Source organism: uncultured Pseudoflavonifractor sp. (genome assembly GCF_944387275.1).
In the GTDB taxonomy this organism is placed as follows: Bacteria; Bacillota; Clostridia; order Oscillospirales; family Oscillospiraceae; genus Pseudoflavonifractor; species Pseudoflavonifractor intestinihominis.
The window spans coordinates 34,888-51,278 of sequence record NZ_CALXEG010000020.1; the positions used below are offsets into that span (position 1 = coordinate 34,888).

Annotated in this window: 10 protein-coding genes; 3 read left to right on the forward strand and 7 right to left on the reverse strand. The window is 65.6% G+C overall.

All coding sequences use genetic code 11. From position 1 onward, the window contains the following. Positions 1–168: 168 nt before the first annotated feature. Positions 169–2,382: a hypothetical protein gene (locus Q0K23_RS06675; RefSeq protein ID WP_294519587.1), complete on the reverse strand. Its 2,214-nt coding sequence runs from the start codon at positions 2,380–2,382 to the stop codon at positions 169–171. After that, the gene (locus tag Q0K23_RS06680) at positions 2,375–2,854 is read right to left on the reverse strand and encodes an RNA polymerase sigma factor (protein WP_294519589.1); all 480 of its coding nucleotides are present in this window, start codon (positions 2,852–2,854) and stop codon (positions 2,375–2,377) included. Before Q0K23_RS06680 ends, Q0K23_RS06675 begins: the two co-directional genes overlap by 8 nt. A gap of 182 nt (positions 2,855–3,036) precedes the next feature. On the opposite strand from Q0K23_RS06680, the gene Q0K23_RS06685 reads away from it, so the two are divergent. Beyond that, positions 3,037–3,753, forward strand: coding sequence for a carbohydrate-binding domain-containing protein (locus tag Q0K23_RS06685; protein ID WP_294519591.1), 717 nt, complete (start codon positions 3,037–3,039; stop codon positions 3,751–3,753). Positions 3,754–3,773: 20 nt separating this feature from the next. Further along, positions 3,774–4,463, forward strand: coding sequence for a hypothetical protein (locus tag Q0K23_RS06690; protein ID WP_294519593.1), 690 nt, complete (start codon positions 3,774–3,776; stop codon positions 4,461–4,463). Positions 4,464–4,507: 44 nt separating this feature from the next. On the opposite strand, the gene Q0K23_RS06695 is transcribed toward Q0K23_RS06690, so the two are convergent. The 5 genes from Q0K23_RS06695 to Q0K23_RS06715 all read right to left on the reverse strand — a co-directional run bounded on the left by Q0K23_RS06695 (position 4,508) and on the right by Q0K23_RS06715 (position 15,642). Further along, the gene (locus tag Q0K23_RS06695; protein ID WP_294519596.1) at positions 4,508–6,091 is read right to left on the reverse strand and encodes an NAD(P)/FAD-dependent oxidoreductase; all 1,584 of its coding nucleotides are present in this window, start codon (positions 6,089–6,091) and stop codon (positions 4,508–4,510) included. Positions 6,092–6,213: 122 nt separating this feature from the next. Then, complete coding sequence (gene purF, locus Q0K23_RS06700; RefSeq protein ID WP_294519599.1) at positions 6,214–7,578, reverse strand: amidophosphoribosyltransferase; 1,365 nt, start codon at positions 7,576–7,578, stop codon at positions 6,214–6,216. Between the two features lie 179 nt (positions 7,579–7,757). Continuing rightward, positions 7,758–9,833 carry a glutamine synthetase III gene (locus tag Q0K23_RS06705; RefSeq protein WP_294519602.1) on the reverse strand — a complete coding sequence of 692 codons (2,076 nt, stop codon included), beginning with the start codon at positions 9,831–9,833 and terminating at the stop codon, positions 7,758–7,760. 125 nt (positions 9,834–9,958) lie between these two features. Next, positions 9,959–14,482 (reverse strand): glutamate synthase large subunit, encoded by a 4,524-nt coding sequence (gene gltB / locus Q0K23_RS06710; protein WP_294519605.1) that lies wholly within the window; start codon positions 14,480–14,482, stop codon positions 9,959–9,961. Between the two features lie 269 nt (positions 14,483–14,751). Continuing rightward, complete coding sequence (locus Q0K23_RS06715; RefSeq protein WP_294519608.1) at positions 14,752–15,642, reverse strand: rhomboid family intramembrane serine protease; 891 nt, start codon at positions 15,640–15,642, stop codon at positions 14,752–14,754. A gap of 154 nt (positions 15,643–15,796) precedes the next feature. On the opposite strand from Q0K23_RS06715, the gene Q0K23_RS06720 reads away from it, so the two are divergent. Beyond that, a partial coding sequence (locus Q0K23_RS06720) for an adenosylhomocysteinase (protein WP_294519612.1) occupies positions 15,797–16,391 on the forward strand: 595 nt, incomplete at its 3' end.

The following is a 16,391-nucleotide window of genomic DNA, read 5'->3' on the forward strand; positions in this document are numbered from 1 at the left end:
ATCAGCAATATAGTCACAATATTCTACAAAATAAATAACGTAATCCGCGTATTTCGACATCTTGACCAGATTGCGGCGGAGAGAGAAGGGAATAACTGTGAGGAAAATAAAAAACGGCTGGAAAGCCGAAAGGCTTTCCAGCCGGAAAAAGACTGGAGCTGGAGGCAGCTATTTTGTGTTGGCGACGGAGAAGAAGTACCGCTCCGCCGAGGGGTCCAGCGCGGAGATGGCGCCGTAGCCGTCGAAGGACAGGTTGAAATTGCTCTCAGCCACGGTCAGACTGTCGCCGTGGATGACCTCCAGCTCCATGGCCTCCAGCGGCGGGCTGCCCGCAAAGGCGGGAGCGAAGTCGAAGCCATAGGGGGCGCTGGAGACCAGGTAGCCGTCCTCGTCTCTTGTTTGGGTGCAGCTGGGCGAGATGTGCTGGGTGGCCTCCAGGACCACGTGTCCGCCTGCCGGGATGGTCACGTCGTAGGTCCAGAAGAGGAACCGCATCATGCCGGAGGCGGTGGAGATCAGGTCGTCCACCCGGATAAAGGCGGCGTTTTCCGCGTAGAGGTCGGCCATCACGCCCTGATCTGGGTCGCCGTACACCGCTGTGGACAGGGCGGGACCGCAGACATAGAGGAGGATCAGGTCGCACAGGACCCGCTGCACCGTATCCTCGGTGTAGTAGACGCTGCCCTCGGGCTGGTAGTAGAAGTCCTCCACACAGCCCAGAAGCGCGTCGGAGAGGGAGAGATTCTCTTTGACAGATACCTGTCCGGTGAGCTCCGGCACTGTCTGGGCGCAAGAGCCGTCGGTGTAGCAGGTGACAGGGCCCATCTCCAGCGTGCCGCCCACCACAATGATGCGGTGGAGCGCCCGGCTGCTGTCATTGCAGGAGAAGGAGTAACGCCGGCTCAGACCGTCGCTGGAGAGGGGCTCATAGCCGTTGAAACCGTAGACAAAGACCTGGGCCTCCGGGTTGGAGAGGGTGCAGTCCACCGCCAGAGTGGCGGACCAGGGGTCGTCCAGGCTGTCCCGGACGGCCTCATAGCCCTGACTGGGCACAATGTCGTACACCGCCACTGGCACGCCGGCCAGCATTCCCACCGGGTCGGCCTTGGCCCCGGCCAGGGCGTCGCCGCTGTCCATAGCGTTCCGGTAGTCCACCCAGGTGGTGAAGGTACCGACCCAGCTGTCGCTGGTGTCGGGGAAGAGGGCCCCGCCGATGAGGGGCGTGTTGTCCTGCTGGTAGCCGTCCAGGGTGATGGCGGGCAGGGAGGTGGAGTAGGCGGTCAGGTTGTTGGCCTGGGGGTAGCAGAGGGTGACGGTCAGAGCTCTGTCGCTGCTGTTCTCCACCACGTACCGGTCGGTCACTCGGGGCGTGGGCGTGCCACTGTCATAGTCCTGGCCGTAGAGCAGGTCGTCGGTAAAGTCCACGGTCAGCTTCCGCCAGGTCCGCAGGCCCGCGCTGTCCCCGTCCACAATGAGGGGCAGAACGGGGGGATTGTACCACTCAAAGCCCACTGTGGGCTCGGTCTGGGTGGGATATGTGATGCCGATGAGGGGGGCCTGGTCTTCCGCGCCCAGGGGTAGGTAGCACAGGTAGACCCACTGGCTGTCCTCGTCGCCCGATGCCGCGTCCCAGTCGGGGTTGCGCGCATAGAGGTCCAGCCCGGCGCCGTTGATGACCCCTTTGTGGTCCTCCCAGAAGGTGGTGCCCTCCTGGAACATGGTCTCCGCACCCTGGGGAAGGTTCTCCGCTCCGAGGGCAGTCTCAGGCAGTTCGGTTACGGCGCGCAGCTTGCTGCCGTCAAAGACGAAGAGAGCGGCAGTACAGTCCTGGCGGCCGTCTTCATGAACGGTCATGTTGGTGCACAGCAGATACCGCTGGAGGGTGGTCAGGTCGTCCCAGACGTAGAGACAGCCGCTATCGCCGTAGATGATGGTGGCCGGGTCCACCGGCTCCCTGGTCCGGTTGTCAAAGACGCACAGAATCAGATTGTCCCCACCCACGCCTGGGAGGTGGGAGGTGTAGAGCAGCACGCCCAGGGTGCAGCCGTTGCCGGCGGCGGAGTAGTACATCTCCCCGCCCCCGCCGGGATCGGGAAGCTGATCTCCCAGCAGCGTACACAGCTCCTCGTTCGGTATGGTGTCGCTGGAGCCGGTAGCCACCGGAGGCGGGGTGATCTCTCCGCCGTGGTGGAGCCCCCGGAGGAGCACAGGCAGGACCACCGCCAGCGCCACCGCCAGCACCAGACAGGCGGCCAGGGAGAGCAGCCTGCCCCACCGGAAGGAGCGGGCGGTCCGCCGGCCGGGGAGGGAGGTGATCCGGCGGCGCAGGTGGTCGGGGGCGCGGAGCGCCTCCACCTCTCTGATATAATCCCGCTTATTCATCGTCAAACCCTCCTATCATCCGTTTCCGCAGGGCTTCCCGGCCCCGCCGCAGCCAGGAGAGGGCCGTGCTGGTGGTGCCGCCCATGATCTGGGCGATCTCGGCGGCGGTGTACCCCTCAAAATAGTGCAGGTAGATGGCGTTCCGGTACCGCTCGGGCAGGCGGCGCACCTCATCCAGTACGGAGCCCTCCTCCCGCTCCGGGGCGGGCAGCGTCTCGCTGAGGGCCACCTCCCGGCGGTTCCGGAACAGGTTTTTGCACCGGTTCAGGGTGCAGCGGATGAGCCAGGCCTTCAGGTGCTCCTCATCGGCGAAGCCCTTGCGGCAGGTGAGCAGCCGCTCAAAGACCTCCTGGGTCACGTCCTCCGCGTCCTCCGCCGACGGGGCGTTGTGGACCGCCACCCGGTAGACCGTGTCCATGTAGTGGTCGCAGGCGTAGGAGAACGGGCACTCCCGCTGGAATTGTCCGGTCATAGGCTTCCTCCTCCTTTCACCCCTAACACACCTGAGCAGGTCAGATTATTGCGGGATAAAAAATCTTTTTTCCGTTTATTTCGCAGCCGGAAAGTTTACAGTCCATTTACCGAAATTTCAGGTTGCTTTCAGCTTTGACTGCTATACTTGCTCCCATCCTGAGACAGAAAGGAACTTCAGTTATGCGGAACAAATGGATTCCCGCGGCTCTGATATTGGCGCTGCTGCTCTCCTGCGGCGGGTGCGCCGGACAGGAGGAGGCCCACACCGCCGAGGAGGCGGTCGCCCACACGGTGGTCACCATCACCCAGCCCGGCACCTATCGTCTCTCCGGTACCCTCTCCGCCGGACAGGTGGCGGTGGATCTGGGGGAGGACGCGGAGGAGGACCCGGATGCAGTGGTCACCCTGATCCTGGACGGGGTGGACATCACCTGTACGGTGGCTCCGGCGGTCATCTTCTACAACGTCTATGAGTGCGGCAGCAAGGACACGGAGACCGCCTCTCCCACGGTGGACACCTCCGCCGCAGGCGCCAACGTGCTTCTGGCCGACGGTTCGGTGAATACGGTCACCGGTTCCCACATGGCCCGGATCTACAAGGAGGGCACCGACAAAAAGCTGCACAAGTACGACGGCGCCTTTTACTCCAAGATGTCCATGAATGTGGACGGGGAGTCGGACGAGTCGGGCACCCTCAACATTATCGCCGACAACGAGGGCCTGGACAGCGAGCTCCACCTGACCATCAACGGCGGCAGCATCTTCATCACCGCCCAGAACGACGGCATCAACACCAATGAGGACGGCGTGTCCGTCACCACCATCAACGGCGGGCGGCTGTCCATCAACGCCGGCCGGGCGCGGAGGGAGACGGCATCGACTCCAACGGCTACCTGACCATCAACGGCGGCGAGGTGGTGACCGTGGCCAACGGCCAGTCCGGCGACGGCGGCATCGACTCGGACAGCGGGATCTACCTCAACGGAGGCAGCGTTCTGGCCCTGGGCAGCCGGAACGACGCGGCGGATACCGCCTCCGGCCAGGCCTACATGGAGATGTCCTTTGCCGGGGAACAGGCCGCCGGCAGCAATCTGGTCATCAAGGACAGCGAAGGCAACGAGCTGGTCAACTACACCGCCCAGCGGGTGTTCTCCTCCCTGACCTACACCGACGCCGCCCTGGCCGACGGGGCCACCTACTCCGTCTATGTGGACGGGGTGCAGCAGCAGTTCACCGGCCACAACTTCGGCATGATGGGCGGCGGCGGTCCCCAGGGCGGGCAGCCCCCTGAGGATATGGGGGAGCCGCCCGAGGGGATGGAGAATCCTCCTGAGAACATGGGAGAGCCCCCGGAGGGCATGGAAAATCCCCCTGAAGGCATGGGAGAGCCGCCCCAGGACGGCGAAATGCCGGAGGGAGAGCGGCCTGAACCGCCTGAGGGCGCCGGTGAGGACGGCCAGCAGCCGCCCCAGCCCACCGACGGCGGAGACCGCCAGCCGCCCCAGGGCGGCATGACGGACGACGGGGAAGGAGAGGCGTCCACCGAGTTCACCCTCTCGGCGGACACCCACAGCTTTTCCGGCGTGAGTGACGCACAGAGTGAATAAGACAAAACAGCGCCTCCGGGTCCAAGCCCGGAGGCGCTTGCTGTTTACAGGGCCTGGGCGATGGCCTCGGCCACCCGGATGCCGTCCACGGCGGCGCTCATGATGCCGCCGGCGTACCCGGCCCCTTCGCCGCAGGGGTACAGCCCCCGGACAGGGGACTGGAAGGTGTCGTCCCGGAGCATGCGCACCGGGGAGGACGAGCGGGTCTCCACGCCGGTGAGCACCGCCTCGGGGGCGGCAAAGCCGTGGAGCTTCCGGTCAAAGAGGGGCAGAGCGGCCCGGAGGGTGCCGGTCACAAAGCCGGGCAGGCAGCGGTCCAGGTCGGCGGGGGTGACGCCGGGCCGGTAGGTGGGCACGATGCTGCCCAGCTTCCTGGAGGGAACTCCCGCCAGAAAGTCCTCCACGGTCTGGGCCGGGGCCCGGAAGTCCCCGCCGCCCAGCTGGAAGGCCGCCTCCTCCCACCTGGCCTGGAAGGCGGCGCCCGCCAGAGGGTGGTCGCTGCCGTAGTCGGCGGGGGAGACCCCCACCAGGAAGCCGCCGTTGATGAGGGCGCCGTCCCGGGCCCGGCAGCTCATGCCGTTGGTCACCAGCCGCCCCTGCTCCGACGCGGCGGCCACCACCGAGCCGCCGGGACACACGCAGAAGGTGAAGGCGCTGCGGCCGTCGGGCAGGTGGCAGGAGAGCTTGTAGTCCGCGGGAGGCAGCTGCTCCCAGGCGGGGCCGAACTGGGCCGCCGACACCGCCGCCTGGCTGTGCTCGATGCGCACGCCGATGGCAAAGGGCTTGGGGACCATGGGCACCCCGGCGTCCATCAGCATCTGGAAGGTGTCCCGGGCGGAGTGGCCGGGGGAGAGCACCAGGGCGTCGCAGGGCAGGTCGTATTGCCCGGTGGGGCCGTCCACCGTCAGGGAGGCCACCCGGCCATCCTTCAGCCCCAGACCGGCCAGCCTGTGGCCGAAGCGGACGTCGCACCCCAGGCGGATCAGCTCCAGGCGGATGGTTTTCACCACGTCCCGCAGCACGTCGGTGCCGATGTGGGGCTTGTGCTGGTAGAGGATGTCCTCCGGGGCGCCTGCCATCACCAGAGTGCGGAGCACGGTGGAGATGCGGCTGTCATGGGTGCCGGTGGTCAGCTTGCCGTCGGAGAAGGTGCCCGCGCCCCCCTCACCGAACTGGACGTTGGAGGCCGGGTCGAGCACGCCGGTGGACCAGAACCGCTCCACATCGGCGGTCCGCTCCTCCACCGGGCGGCCCCGCTCCAGCACGATGGAGGGGATGCCGTTGCGGGCCAGGTAGAAGGCGGCGAAGAGCCCGGCGGGGCCCATGCCCACCACCACCGGCGGCAGGGCGGAGGTGCGGCGCACCGGCGGGAAGGTATAGGGGACATTCTCGTGGAGGGAGACGTTTTTGTCCCGGCAGCGGGCCATGACCCCGGCCTCGTCGGCCACGGTCACGTCCACGGTGCAGACGTAGTGGACGTCGCTCTTTTTCCGGGCGTCGATGGACTGCCGGGCCAGAGAGAGACGGACGACGGCGTCGGGCTTTATACCCAGGATGCGGGCGGCCTTCTTTTTCAGCTGCTCCTCACCGCCGCCGATGGGCAGGGGGATGTTTTGGATTCGAATCATAGTACCTCCGTATGGAAGCGCCCGGACACCGGCCGGGCGCAATAAAAAATGGTATAATGGCTGGAACACAGCCATTATACCATTGCAGAAGGGCAGACACAACCCGCCGGAGTCTGGAGAACTCAGACGCAGACGGGGTAATTGTCGGTGAAGCAGCCGTCGCAGAAGCCGCAGTTGGCCTGGGGCGCGATCTTGTGCAGGCCCTCCAGACTGAGGAAGCCCAGGCTGTCGGCGCCGATCATCTCCTTGATCTCCTCCACCGAGTGGTGGCAGGCGATGAGGTTTTTCCGGTCGGGGATGTCGGTGCCGAAGTAGCAGGGGGCGATGAAGGGGGGCGCGGAGGAGCGCATGTGGACCGCCGTGGCCCCCGCCTCCCGCAGCAGGGAGACGATCTGCCGGGAGGTGGTGCCCCGGACGATGGAGTCGTCGATCATGACCACCCGCTTGCCCGCCACGCAGCTGGCCAGGGCGCCCAGCTTGATGCGCACCGCCTGCTCCCGGCTCTCCTGGCCGGGGGTGATGAAGGTGCGGCCGATGTACCGGTTTTTCACCAGACCCACGCCGTAGGGGATGCCGGAGGCCTCGGCGTAGCCCATGGCGGCGTCCAAGCCGGAGTCGGGCACGCCGATGACCACGTCGGCCTCCGCCGGGTGCTCCTGGGCCAGCAGGCGGCCGGCGTTTCGCCGGGCCTCATGGACCGACTGGCCGCAGAGCACCGAGTCGGGCCGGGCGAAGTAGATGTACTCAAAGATGCACATGTGGCTGGAGGCGCCCACGCAGTTCTCCCGGATGGAGCGCACGCCGTCCTTGTCGGCCACCACGATCTCGCCCGGGTCCAGGTCCCGCTCGAACTTGGCGCCCACCGCGCTGAGGGCGCAGGTCTCGGAGGCGAAGATCACCGCGTCGCCCCGGCGGCCCATGCACAGGGGACGGAAGCCCCAGGGGTCCCGGGCGGCGATGAGCTTCTGGGGGGACATGACGATGAGGGAGAAGGCGCCCCGCAGGCCCTTCAGGGCCTGGCACACCGCCTCCTCGGCGGAGGCGCAGCGCAGCCGCTCCTGGGCGATGGCGTAGGCGATGAGCTCGGAGTCGGTGGTGGTCTGGAAGATGGCGCCCCGGTACTCAAAGGCGGTGCGCAGGTCGCCGGCGTTGACCAGGTTGCCGTTGTGGGCCACCGCCAGGGTGCCCTTGACGTACTTGAGGGTGAGGGGCTGGGCGTTCTCCCGGCGGCTGCCGCCGGTGGTGGCGTAGCGCACGTGGCCCACGGCCATGGTGCCGCCCAGCCGGTCCAGGATCTCCGGGGTGAATACCTCGCCCACCAGGCCCAGGTCCTTGTGGAAGGACATCTCCCGGTCCTGGATGGAGGCGATGCCGCAGGCCTCCTGCCCGCGGTGCTGGAGGGCGAAGAGCCCGTAGTAGGTGGTGCGTGCGCAGTCTCCGGCGGGGTCCAGCACGCCGAAGACGCCGCATTCTTCATGAATGGACACGAATATACTTCCTCTCTCAAAGGGATGGGGATGACGGTATGATTTGGCTCAAGACACGACGATTAGCCCTCTGACAGACTGTTTTTCCGGGAACCCCAATGGGGATTCCCGGAAAAACAGCGCTGCCGAGAGGGCAAAGCCGGCCGCCGAAGCGGCTGAATATGTTCGGACGGGTCCGATTATACGTAGAACAGCAGGTCCCGGTAGGTGGGGAAGGGCCAGTGGGCGCGGTCCACGATCAGCTCCAGCTGGTCGGCGATGGCGCGGGCGGCCTCCATGGCGGGGAGGACGGTCTCGGCGCAGTAGCGGGCGCTCTCCTTGACACCGTCGGGCACAGCGGCCACGGTGGCCTCCAGGGCGTCGGTGCGGTCCATCAGGGCGCTGGTCTTGTTGGTGATGGAGCGGACCAGAGCGATCTCGCCCTCGGCGGAGACGCCCAGGGAGCTCTTTACCGCCGCGCCGTCGGCCACCTGGCCGGAGTAGGAGATGCAGGCGGGGATGATCTGCTTGCGCAGGATGTCCAGAGAGGTCTTGGCCTCGATGAGGATGGTCTTGGCATACTCCTCCTGGGCGATCTCCTGACGGGAGTGGATCTCCTCCAGGGTGTAGATGCCCTGGGAGGTGAAGAGGGCCACGTTCTTCTCGTCGTCAAAGTGCTCCAGGGCCTCGGGGGTGTTGTGCAGGTTCATCAGGCCCCGGCGGGCGGCCTCCTCGGGCCAGTCGACGCCGTAGCCGTTGCCGTTGAAGAGGATGCGGCTGTGGGCGGAGAGCTCCCGGCGGACCAGGGCAGAGAGGGCGGCGTCAAAGTCCTCGGCCTTTTCCAGCTCGTCGGCGTAGAGCTGCAGGGACTCGGCCACCGCGCAGTTGAGCATCACGTTGGGGCAGGCGATGTTGAAGGAGGAGCCGGGCATACGGAACTCGAACTTGTTGCCGGTGAAGGCGAAGGGGGAGGTGCGGTTCCGGTCGGAGTTGTCCAGGGGGATGGGGGGCAGGGCGGTGACGCCGATGTCCATGCTGCCAGGGGCGGCGTCGCTGTGGCCCACGCCCTGGATGAGGGCGTCCACCACCTCGGACAGCTCATCGCCCACGTAGACGGACACGATGGCCGGAGGCGCCTCGTTGCCGCCCAGGCGGTGGTCGTTGCCCGCGCTGGCCACGGAGATACGCAGCAGATCCTGGTAATTATCCACGGCGCGGATGACGGCGGTCAGGAACAGAAGGAACTGGGCGTTGTCCATGGGGGTCTTGCCGGGGTCCAGCAGGTTCTCGCCGGTGTCGGTGGACAGGGCCCAGTTGTTGTGCTTGCCGGAGCCGTTGACGCCTTCAAAGGGCTTCTCATGGAGCAGGCAGACGAAGCCGTGGCGGTCGGCCACCTTCTTCATCACCTCCATGGTCAGCTGGTTCTGGTCGGTGGCCAGGTTGGCGGTGGTGAAGATGGGGGCCATCTCATGCTGGCTGGGGGCGACCTCGTTGTGCTCGGTCTTGGCGTAGATGCCCAGCTTCCACAGCTCCTCGTCCAGGTCGGCCATAAAGGCCTTGACGCGGGGCCGGATGGAGCCGAAGTAGTGGTCCTCCATCTCCTGGCCCTTGGGGGCGGGGGCGCCGAACAGGGTGCGGCCGGTGAGGATCAGGTCGGGGCGCTTGGCGTAGTCGGCCTTGTCGATGAGGAAGTACTCCTGCTCAGGGCCCACGGTGGCGGTGACCCGGCGGACCTCCTTGCCGAACAGGCGGAGCACCCGCACGGCCTCACGGCTAAGCACGTCCATGGAGCGGAGCAGGGGGGTCTTCTTGTCCAGGATCTCGCCCCGGTAGGAGCAGAAGGCGGTGGGGATGCACAGGGTGTCGTCCTTGATGAAGGCGTAGGAGGTGGGGTCCCAGGCGGTGTAGCCTCTGGCCTCAAAGGTGGCGCGCAGGCCGCCGGAGGGGAAGGAGGAGGCGTCGGGCTCGCCCTTGATCAGCTCCTTGCCGGAGAACTCCATGATGCCGGTGCCGTCCCCGCAGGGGGAGAGGAAGGCGTCGTGCTTCTCAGCGGTGACGCCGGTCATGGGCTGGAACCAATGGGTGAAGTGGGTAGCGCCCTTCTCCACGGCCCAGTCCTTCATGGCGGAGGCCACCACGTCGGCCACCGCCGGGTCCAGGGCCTTGCCCTCCTTGATGGTGCGGCACAGGGCACGGTAGGCGTCCTTGGTCAGACGCTCTTTCATCACGGACTCGTTGAACACCATGCTGCCAAACAGCTCGGGAATCTTCTTCATAACGCTCACTCCTTGAATTGATACCTTGGAATTGTGCAGAAATTTATGTAAAAGGACGCTGCGGCAGGTGCCGCAGCGCCTTTGCTGCCATGTTATGGGGGGATGAAAGACTGGGGTACGGGCCGTCAATGGCCCATTCCGGCGCCCTTGCCGGTGCTGGCGTAGAAGGCCTCCACCTCGGCCTCCTCCCTGGACAGTCCCTTCTCCTCGTACTGGGCAATGGTGTGGAGCATCCGGTCGTAGTCCCGGGGGAGAATCTTCTTGAACAGGGGGAGGTAGTGGTCGAAGTCGGCCAGAATGAGCTTGGCCTTGGGAGAACCGGTGGCCGCTGCGTGGGCCTGGATCAGGGAGCGCAGCTCCTCGGCGTCGTGCCGTTCCTTTACCGGGTCCATGGACACCAGCTCTTTGTTGATGCGCAGGTACAGGTCCCGCTTCTCGTCCAGCACGTAGGCCACGCCGCCGCTCATACCGGCGGCGAAGTTCTTGCCAGTGGGGCCCAGGATGACCACACGGCCGCCGGTCATGTACTCGCAGCCGTGGTCTCCCACGCCTTCCACCACCGCGGTGGCGCCCGAGTTGCGCACGCAGAACCGCTCGCCGGCCACGCCGTTGAGGAAGGCCTTGCCGCTGGTGGCGCCGTACAGCGCCACATTGCCCACCAGAATGTTCTCCGACGGGTCGAACCGGCTGCCTCTGGGGGGATAGACCACCAGCTTGCCGCCGGACAGGCCCTTGCCCAGGTAGTCGTTGGCGTCGCCCTCCAGCTCCAGGGTCACGCCGGCGGGGAGGAACGCGCCGAAGGACTGGCCGCCGCCGCCGCTGCACCGGATGAGGAAGGTGTCCTCGGGGAGGCTGTTGCCGTGGAGCCGGGTGATGTCGGAGCCCAGGATGGTGCCCACGGCCCGGTCGGTGGAGGACACCGGCAGGGACAGCCGTGTGGGCTTGCCCTCATACAGGGCCTCGCCCAGGGTGGGCTCCAGGATCTTCAGGTCCACGGTGTTCTCCAGGTGGAAGTCGTAGATATCCGCGGGGTTGAACCGCTGGCCCGGCTGGCCCGCATAGGGGTTGTGAAGGATGGCGGACAGGTCCACGGTGGCGGCCCGGGGGTTGGCCGCGGGGGTGCGGACGGCCAGCAGGTCGCTGCGGCCAACCAGCTCATCCACAGTGCGGACGCCCAGCTTTGCCATGTACTCCCGCAGCTCCTGGGCGATGAACCGCATAAAGTTCACCACATACTCGGCCTTGCCCTTGAACCGCTTGCGCAGCTCCGGGTTCTGGGTGGCCACGCCCACGGGGCAGGTGTCCAGGTTGCACACCCGCATCATCACGCAGCCCAGGGCCACCAGGGGGGCGGTGGCGAAGCCGAATTCCTCGGCGCCCAGCATACAGGCGATGGCCACGTCACGGCCGGACATGAGCTTGCCGTCCACCTCCAGCATGACCCGGGTGCGCAGGCCGTTCTGGATCAGGGTCTGGTGGGCCTCGGAGAGGCCCAGCTCCCAGGGCAGGCCCGCGTTGTGGATGGAGGTGCGGGCCGCGGCGCCGGTGCCGCCGTCATAGCCGGAGATGAGCACCACCTGGGCGCCGGCCTTGGCCACGCCGGCCGCCACGGTGCCCACGCCCGCCTCGCTGACCAGCTTCACCGAGATGCTGGCCTGGCGGTTGGCGCACTTCAGGTCATAGATCAGCTGGGCCAGGTCCTCGATGGAGTAGATGTCGTGGTGGGGCGGGGGGGAGATCAGGGTGACGCCCGGGGTGGAGTGGCGGCACTTGGCGATCCAGGGGTACACCTTTCCGGCGGGCAGGTGTCCGCCCTCGCCGGGCTTGGCGCCCTGGGCCATTTTGATCTGGATCTCCTTGGCGCTGACCAGATACTCGCTGGTGACGCCGAACCGGCCGGAGGCCACCTGCTTGATGGCGGAGTTGCGCTCCGGGTCGCGGAGCCGGTCGGGCTCCTCGCCGCCCTCGCCGGAGTTGGACTTGCCGCCCAGCAGGTTCATGGCCCGGGCCAGGCACTCGTGGGCCTCCTGAGAGATGGAGCCGTAGCTCATGGCGCCGGTCTTGAACCGCTTGACGATGGAGTCCACACTCTCCACCTCGTCCAGGGGGAGGGGCTGGGCGGCGTATTGGAACTCCATCAGTCCCCGGAGTGTGTGGGGCCTGGTCTCGTCGTCCACCATGGCGGTGTACTGCTTGAAGACCTCGTAGTTGCCCTCATGGGTGGCCTGACGCAGCAGGCGGATAGTCTGGGGATTGAAGAGGTGGTCCTCGCCGTCTCCGGGGCGCTTGGGGGAGGCGGGCTCCTCCTCGGGGGGAGCCTCAAAGGCCTTGGAGTGGTTCCGGTCCACCATGGCGCCCATCTCCTCCAGCCCGATGCCGCCCACCCGGGAGACCGTGTTGGTGAAGTGGCGGTCGATGACGTCCTTCCGGATGCCCACCGCCTCAAAGATCTGGGCGGACTCATAGGACTGGAGGGTGGAGATGCCCATCTTGGCGGCGATCTTCACGATGCCGTGGAGCACGGCGGAGTTGTAGTCGGCCACGGCGGAGTGGAACTCCTTGTCCAGCTTGCCCGACTCGATGAGGTCCACGATGGTCTCCTCCACCAGGTAGGGGTTCACCGCCCGGGCGCCGTAGCCCAGCAGGGTGGCGAAGTGGTGGACGTCACGGGGCTCGCCGGTCTCCACCAGGATGGACACGGCGGTCCGCTTCTTGGTGCGGATCAGGTGCTGCTCGATGGAGGACACGGCCAGCAGGGAGGGGATGGCCACGTGGTTTTCGTCCACGCCCCGGTCGGACAGCACAATGACGTTGGCGCCCTCCCGCCAGGCCCGGTCCACCAACAGGGCCAGGTGGTCCAGAGCCTGCGCCAGGGAGGTGTTTTTATAGTAGAGCATGGACACGGTCTCCACCCGGAAGCCGGGCTGATCCATGGCCTTGATCTTCATCATATCGGTGGAGGTGAGGATGGGGTTGTGGATCTGGAGGACCCGGCAGTTGTCGGCGTTCTCCTGGAGCAGGTTGCCGTCGTCGCCCACATACACGGTGGTGTCGGTGACCACTTCCTCCCGGATGGCGTCGATGGGCGGGTTGGTCACCTGGGCGAAGAGCTGCTTGAAGTAGCTGAACAGGGGCTGGTCTTTGGGATCCAGCACAGCCAGGGGAATGTCCACGCCCATGGCGGCAGTGGGCTCCACCCCGGTCTCCGCCATGGGGAGGATGGTGCTGGTGATGTCCTCGTTGGTGTAGCCGAAGGCGGTGCGCAGCCGGACTAGGTCCTGGTGGCTGCGCCGCTCCACCCGGCGGTTGGGGATGGGCAGGTCCCGCAGGTGGATCAGGTTCCGGTCCAGCCACTCGCCGTAGGGCTGGCGGGCGGCATAGGTCTCCTTCAGCTCGTGGTCGGAGATGATGCGGCCCTGGACCGTGTCCACCAGCAGCATCCGTCCGGGCTGAAGCCGGTCCTTGCGGACGATCTCCATGTCGGGCAGATCCAGCACGCCCACCTCGGAGGAGAGGATGAGCCGTCCGTCGTCGGTCAGGTAGTACCGGGAGGGCCGCAGGCCGTTCCGGTCCAGTACCGCGCCCACCACGTCGCCGTCGGAGAAGAGAATGGAGGCCGGGCCGTCCCAGGGCTCCATCAGGGTGGCGTAGTAGCGGTACAGGTCCCGGCGGGCCCGGGAGATGTTCCGGTCCTCACGCCAAGGCTCGGGGATGGCCACCATCACCGCCAGCGGCAGGTCCATGCCCGCCATCATCATGAACTCCAGGGTGTTGTCCAGCATGGAGGAGTCGGAGCCGGAGGCGTCGATCACCGGCAGCACCTTGTCCATGTCCCCGGCCAGCAGGGGGGTGTACATGGTCTCCTCCCGGGCCAGCATACGGTCGGCGTTGCCCCGGATGGTGTTGATCTCGCCGTTGTGGGCCATGAGCCGGTTGGGGTGGGCCCGCTCCCAGGAGGGGTTTGTATTGGTGGAGAAGCGGGAGTGGACGATGGCGATGGCGGACTCGTACTCCTCGCTCTGGAGGTCGGGGTAGAACCGGCGGAGCTGGTGGACCAGGAACATGCCCTTGTAGACGATGGTGCGGCTGGACAGGGAGGGCACGTAGGTGCTGCCGTTGGAGTGTTCGAACACCCGGCGCACCAGGTAGAGCTTCCGGTCGAAGGGAAGGCCGGTGGGCAGGTCGGCAGGCTTGCCGATAAAGGCCTGCTCGATATAGGGCATCTTGGCCAGGGCCTTCTGGCCCAGAATCTCGGGACAGACCGGCACTTTCCGCCAGCCCAGGAAGGTGAGCCCCTCGCGGGCGGTGAGCAGCTCAAACATCTTCTTGGCGCGGCGGCGGACGTTCTCGTCCTGGGGGAAGAAGAACATGCCTACGCCGTACTCTCTGGGGCCGGGGAGGAAGATGCCCACGTCCCGGGCGGCGTTGACGAAGAACCGGTGGGAGATCTGGAGCAGGATGCCCACGCCGTCGCCGGTCTCACCGGTGGCGTCCTTACCGGCCCGGTGCTCCAGCTTCTCGACGATCTTCAGCGCGTCGTCCACCGTCCGGTGGCTGGGCCGGCCGTGGATGTCCACTACAGTGCCGATGCCGCAGCTGTCATGTTCAAAAGAGGGGGAGTAGAGCCCCCGCTGTCGTTTGGTTTTCATCGTGGTTGCCCCTTTCCGGGCGGACCGGGGAGTATCCTCCGGCGCCGCGCAAGGCGTGTCCGGCCGGGCGGACCGATCACACCTGCCGCAATTGGCCGAAAATAGAAAAACGAAGATGCTCCGCCCATGGGGGTCGGAACACCTTCGTTCTCAACTGATAGCGTAAGTATAGGAGCTGAAAAGGCATTTGTCAAGAGGAAATTTTCGCAGGCCGGACATTTGTCCCGGAGAGAAGGAGCCGGAGGACAGCGCCTCCGGCTCCCGGTCGATCACTCAATATGGACATGGTTGTGGATATGCTCGGAGCAGTAGCAGTAGTAGCCGTTGCATTTGGAGCAGTAGCGGAACTCCTCGTCGGGGTAGTCGGTGTCGGTCTTGCCGCAGACAGCACACTTGTGGATATACCCCTTCTGCTGCTGGGCGTGGCGGGTGGCCTGCTTGAAGTTGATGGTCTGGCGGGAGGTCTGGTGCTTGGCCCGCCCAATGGTGCGGGTGAAGAACCCGGCGATGTCTGACCAGAAGAAGAGCAGGTAGTTGAGCATGGCCACCAGAGGCGGGATGACCATCACCAGCATGAAGGGCCCGTACATCACGGTGTACGCCAGTCCCTTGCCGATGCCGAAGAGGAAGAGAGCCGCGTCAAACCAGGCCAGCCACTTGGACTTCAGGGGGATGACAAAAAAGAGCAGGATGGTCAGATCGGGGAACAGGGTGGCCATGGAGAAGAAGAGGGACATGTTCAGATACTCCGCGCCGGCCAGGGTGGGGAGGGGAGTGGTGAAGCCGCCCAGGAACAGGGCCAGGATCAGCCCGGCCAGGATGTTCATCAGCACACCGGTGCCGTAGAACACGGTGAATTTGGTGGAGCCCCACTCCCGCTCCACCGCGCTGCCGATCCACCAGTACATGTACAACGAGAGGATAAACAGGAGGGGGTTGTCGTCCAGGGGGATAAAGATAAAGGTGATGAGCCGCCACACCTGGCCGCGGATAATGTAATAGGGGCTGAAGGCCAGATAATTGGAGATGGGGAAGGGGCCGAACTGGTCCAGAACATAGACGATGGCGGTACCGATGACAATGTACATCATCAGGTTGGGGATGGCCAGCCTGGGATGCTTCCGGCAAAAGCGGTCAAACCAGCTGTCGATGGAGCGCAAGGCAAATCCTCCTAACAATCAGATTGTGTTGTGCATCATTCTACCCGCTTTTCTTAGTAAAGTAAATAAAAAATCTGTGAACATTCTTCCGCCCGGCGGAAAAGTATGTTAAACTGAAAAAACCGACAAAACACACCTTGAGGAGGCATACGCCATGAGCGTGGTAAGAGATATGTCCCTGGCCGAGTCCGGCCGCAGGAAGATTCAGTGGGTGCGGGACTTTATGCCCGCCCTCAGCGGGATCGAGGCCCGCTTTGAGAAGGAGAAGCCCTTTGCCGGGCTGCGGGTGACCGTGTCCGTCCACCTGGAGGCCAAGACCGCCAACCTGGGCCTGGTGCTGGCCAAGGGCGGCGCCCAGGTGCGGCTCACCGGCTCCAACCCCCTGTCCACCCAGGACGACGTGGCCGCCGGTCTTGCCAGTCTGGGGGTGGAGACCTTCGGCATCCACGGCGCCACGGCGGAGGAGTACGAGGACCATCTGGTCCAGGCCCTGTCCCACAAGCCCCACCTGATCGTGGACGACGGCGGCGACCTGGTCCACCTGCTGGGCGGCAAGCGCTCCGACCTGGCGGAAAACCTGATCGGCGGCTGCGAGGAGACCACCACCGGCATCCTGCGCCTGCGTGCCCGGGAGCGGGAGGGCATCCTGCCCTGCCCCATGATGGCGGTCAACGACGCCAAGGCCAAGCACTACTATGACAACAAGTACGGCACCGGCCAGTCCGTGTGGGACGCCATCATGCACACCA

What these genes read in the sequence shown, in the direction of transcription:
- Q0K23_RS06675 (WP_294519587.1), bottom strand. Translation starts at nt 2,382, where the DNA reads ATGAATAAGCGGGATTATATCAGAGAGGTGGAGGCGCTCCGCGCCCCC.
- Q0K23_RS06680 (WP_294519589.1), bottom strand. Translation starts at nt 2,854, where the DNA reads ATGACCGGACAATTCCAGCGGGAGTGCCCGTTCTCCTACGCCTGCGAC.
- Q0K23_RS06685 (WP_294519591.1), top strand. Translation starts at nt 3,037, where the DNA reads ATGCGGAACAAATGGATTCCCGCGGCTCTGATATTGGCGCTGCTGCTC.
- Q0K23_RS06695 (WP_294519596.1), bottom strand. Translation starts at nt 6,091, where the DNA reads ATGATTCGAATCCAAAACATCCCCCTGCCCATCGGCGGCGGTGAGGAG.
- Q0K23_RS06705 (WP_294519602.1), bottom strand. Translation starts at nt 9,833, where the DNA reads ATGAAGAAGATTCCCGAGCTGTTTGGCAGCATGGTGTTCAACGAGTCC.
- gltB (WP_294519605.1), bottom strand. Translation starts at nt 14,482, where the DNA reads ATGAAAACCAAACGACAGCGGGGGCTCTACTCCCCCTCTTTTGAACAT.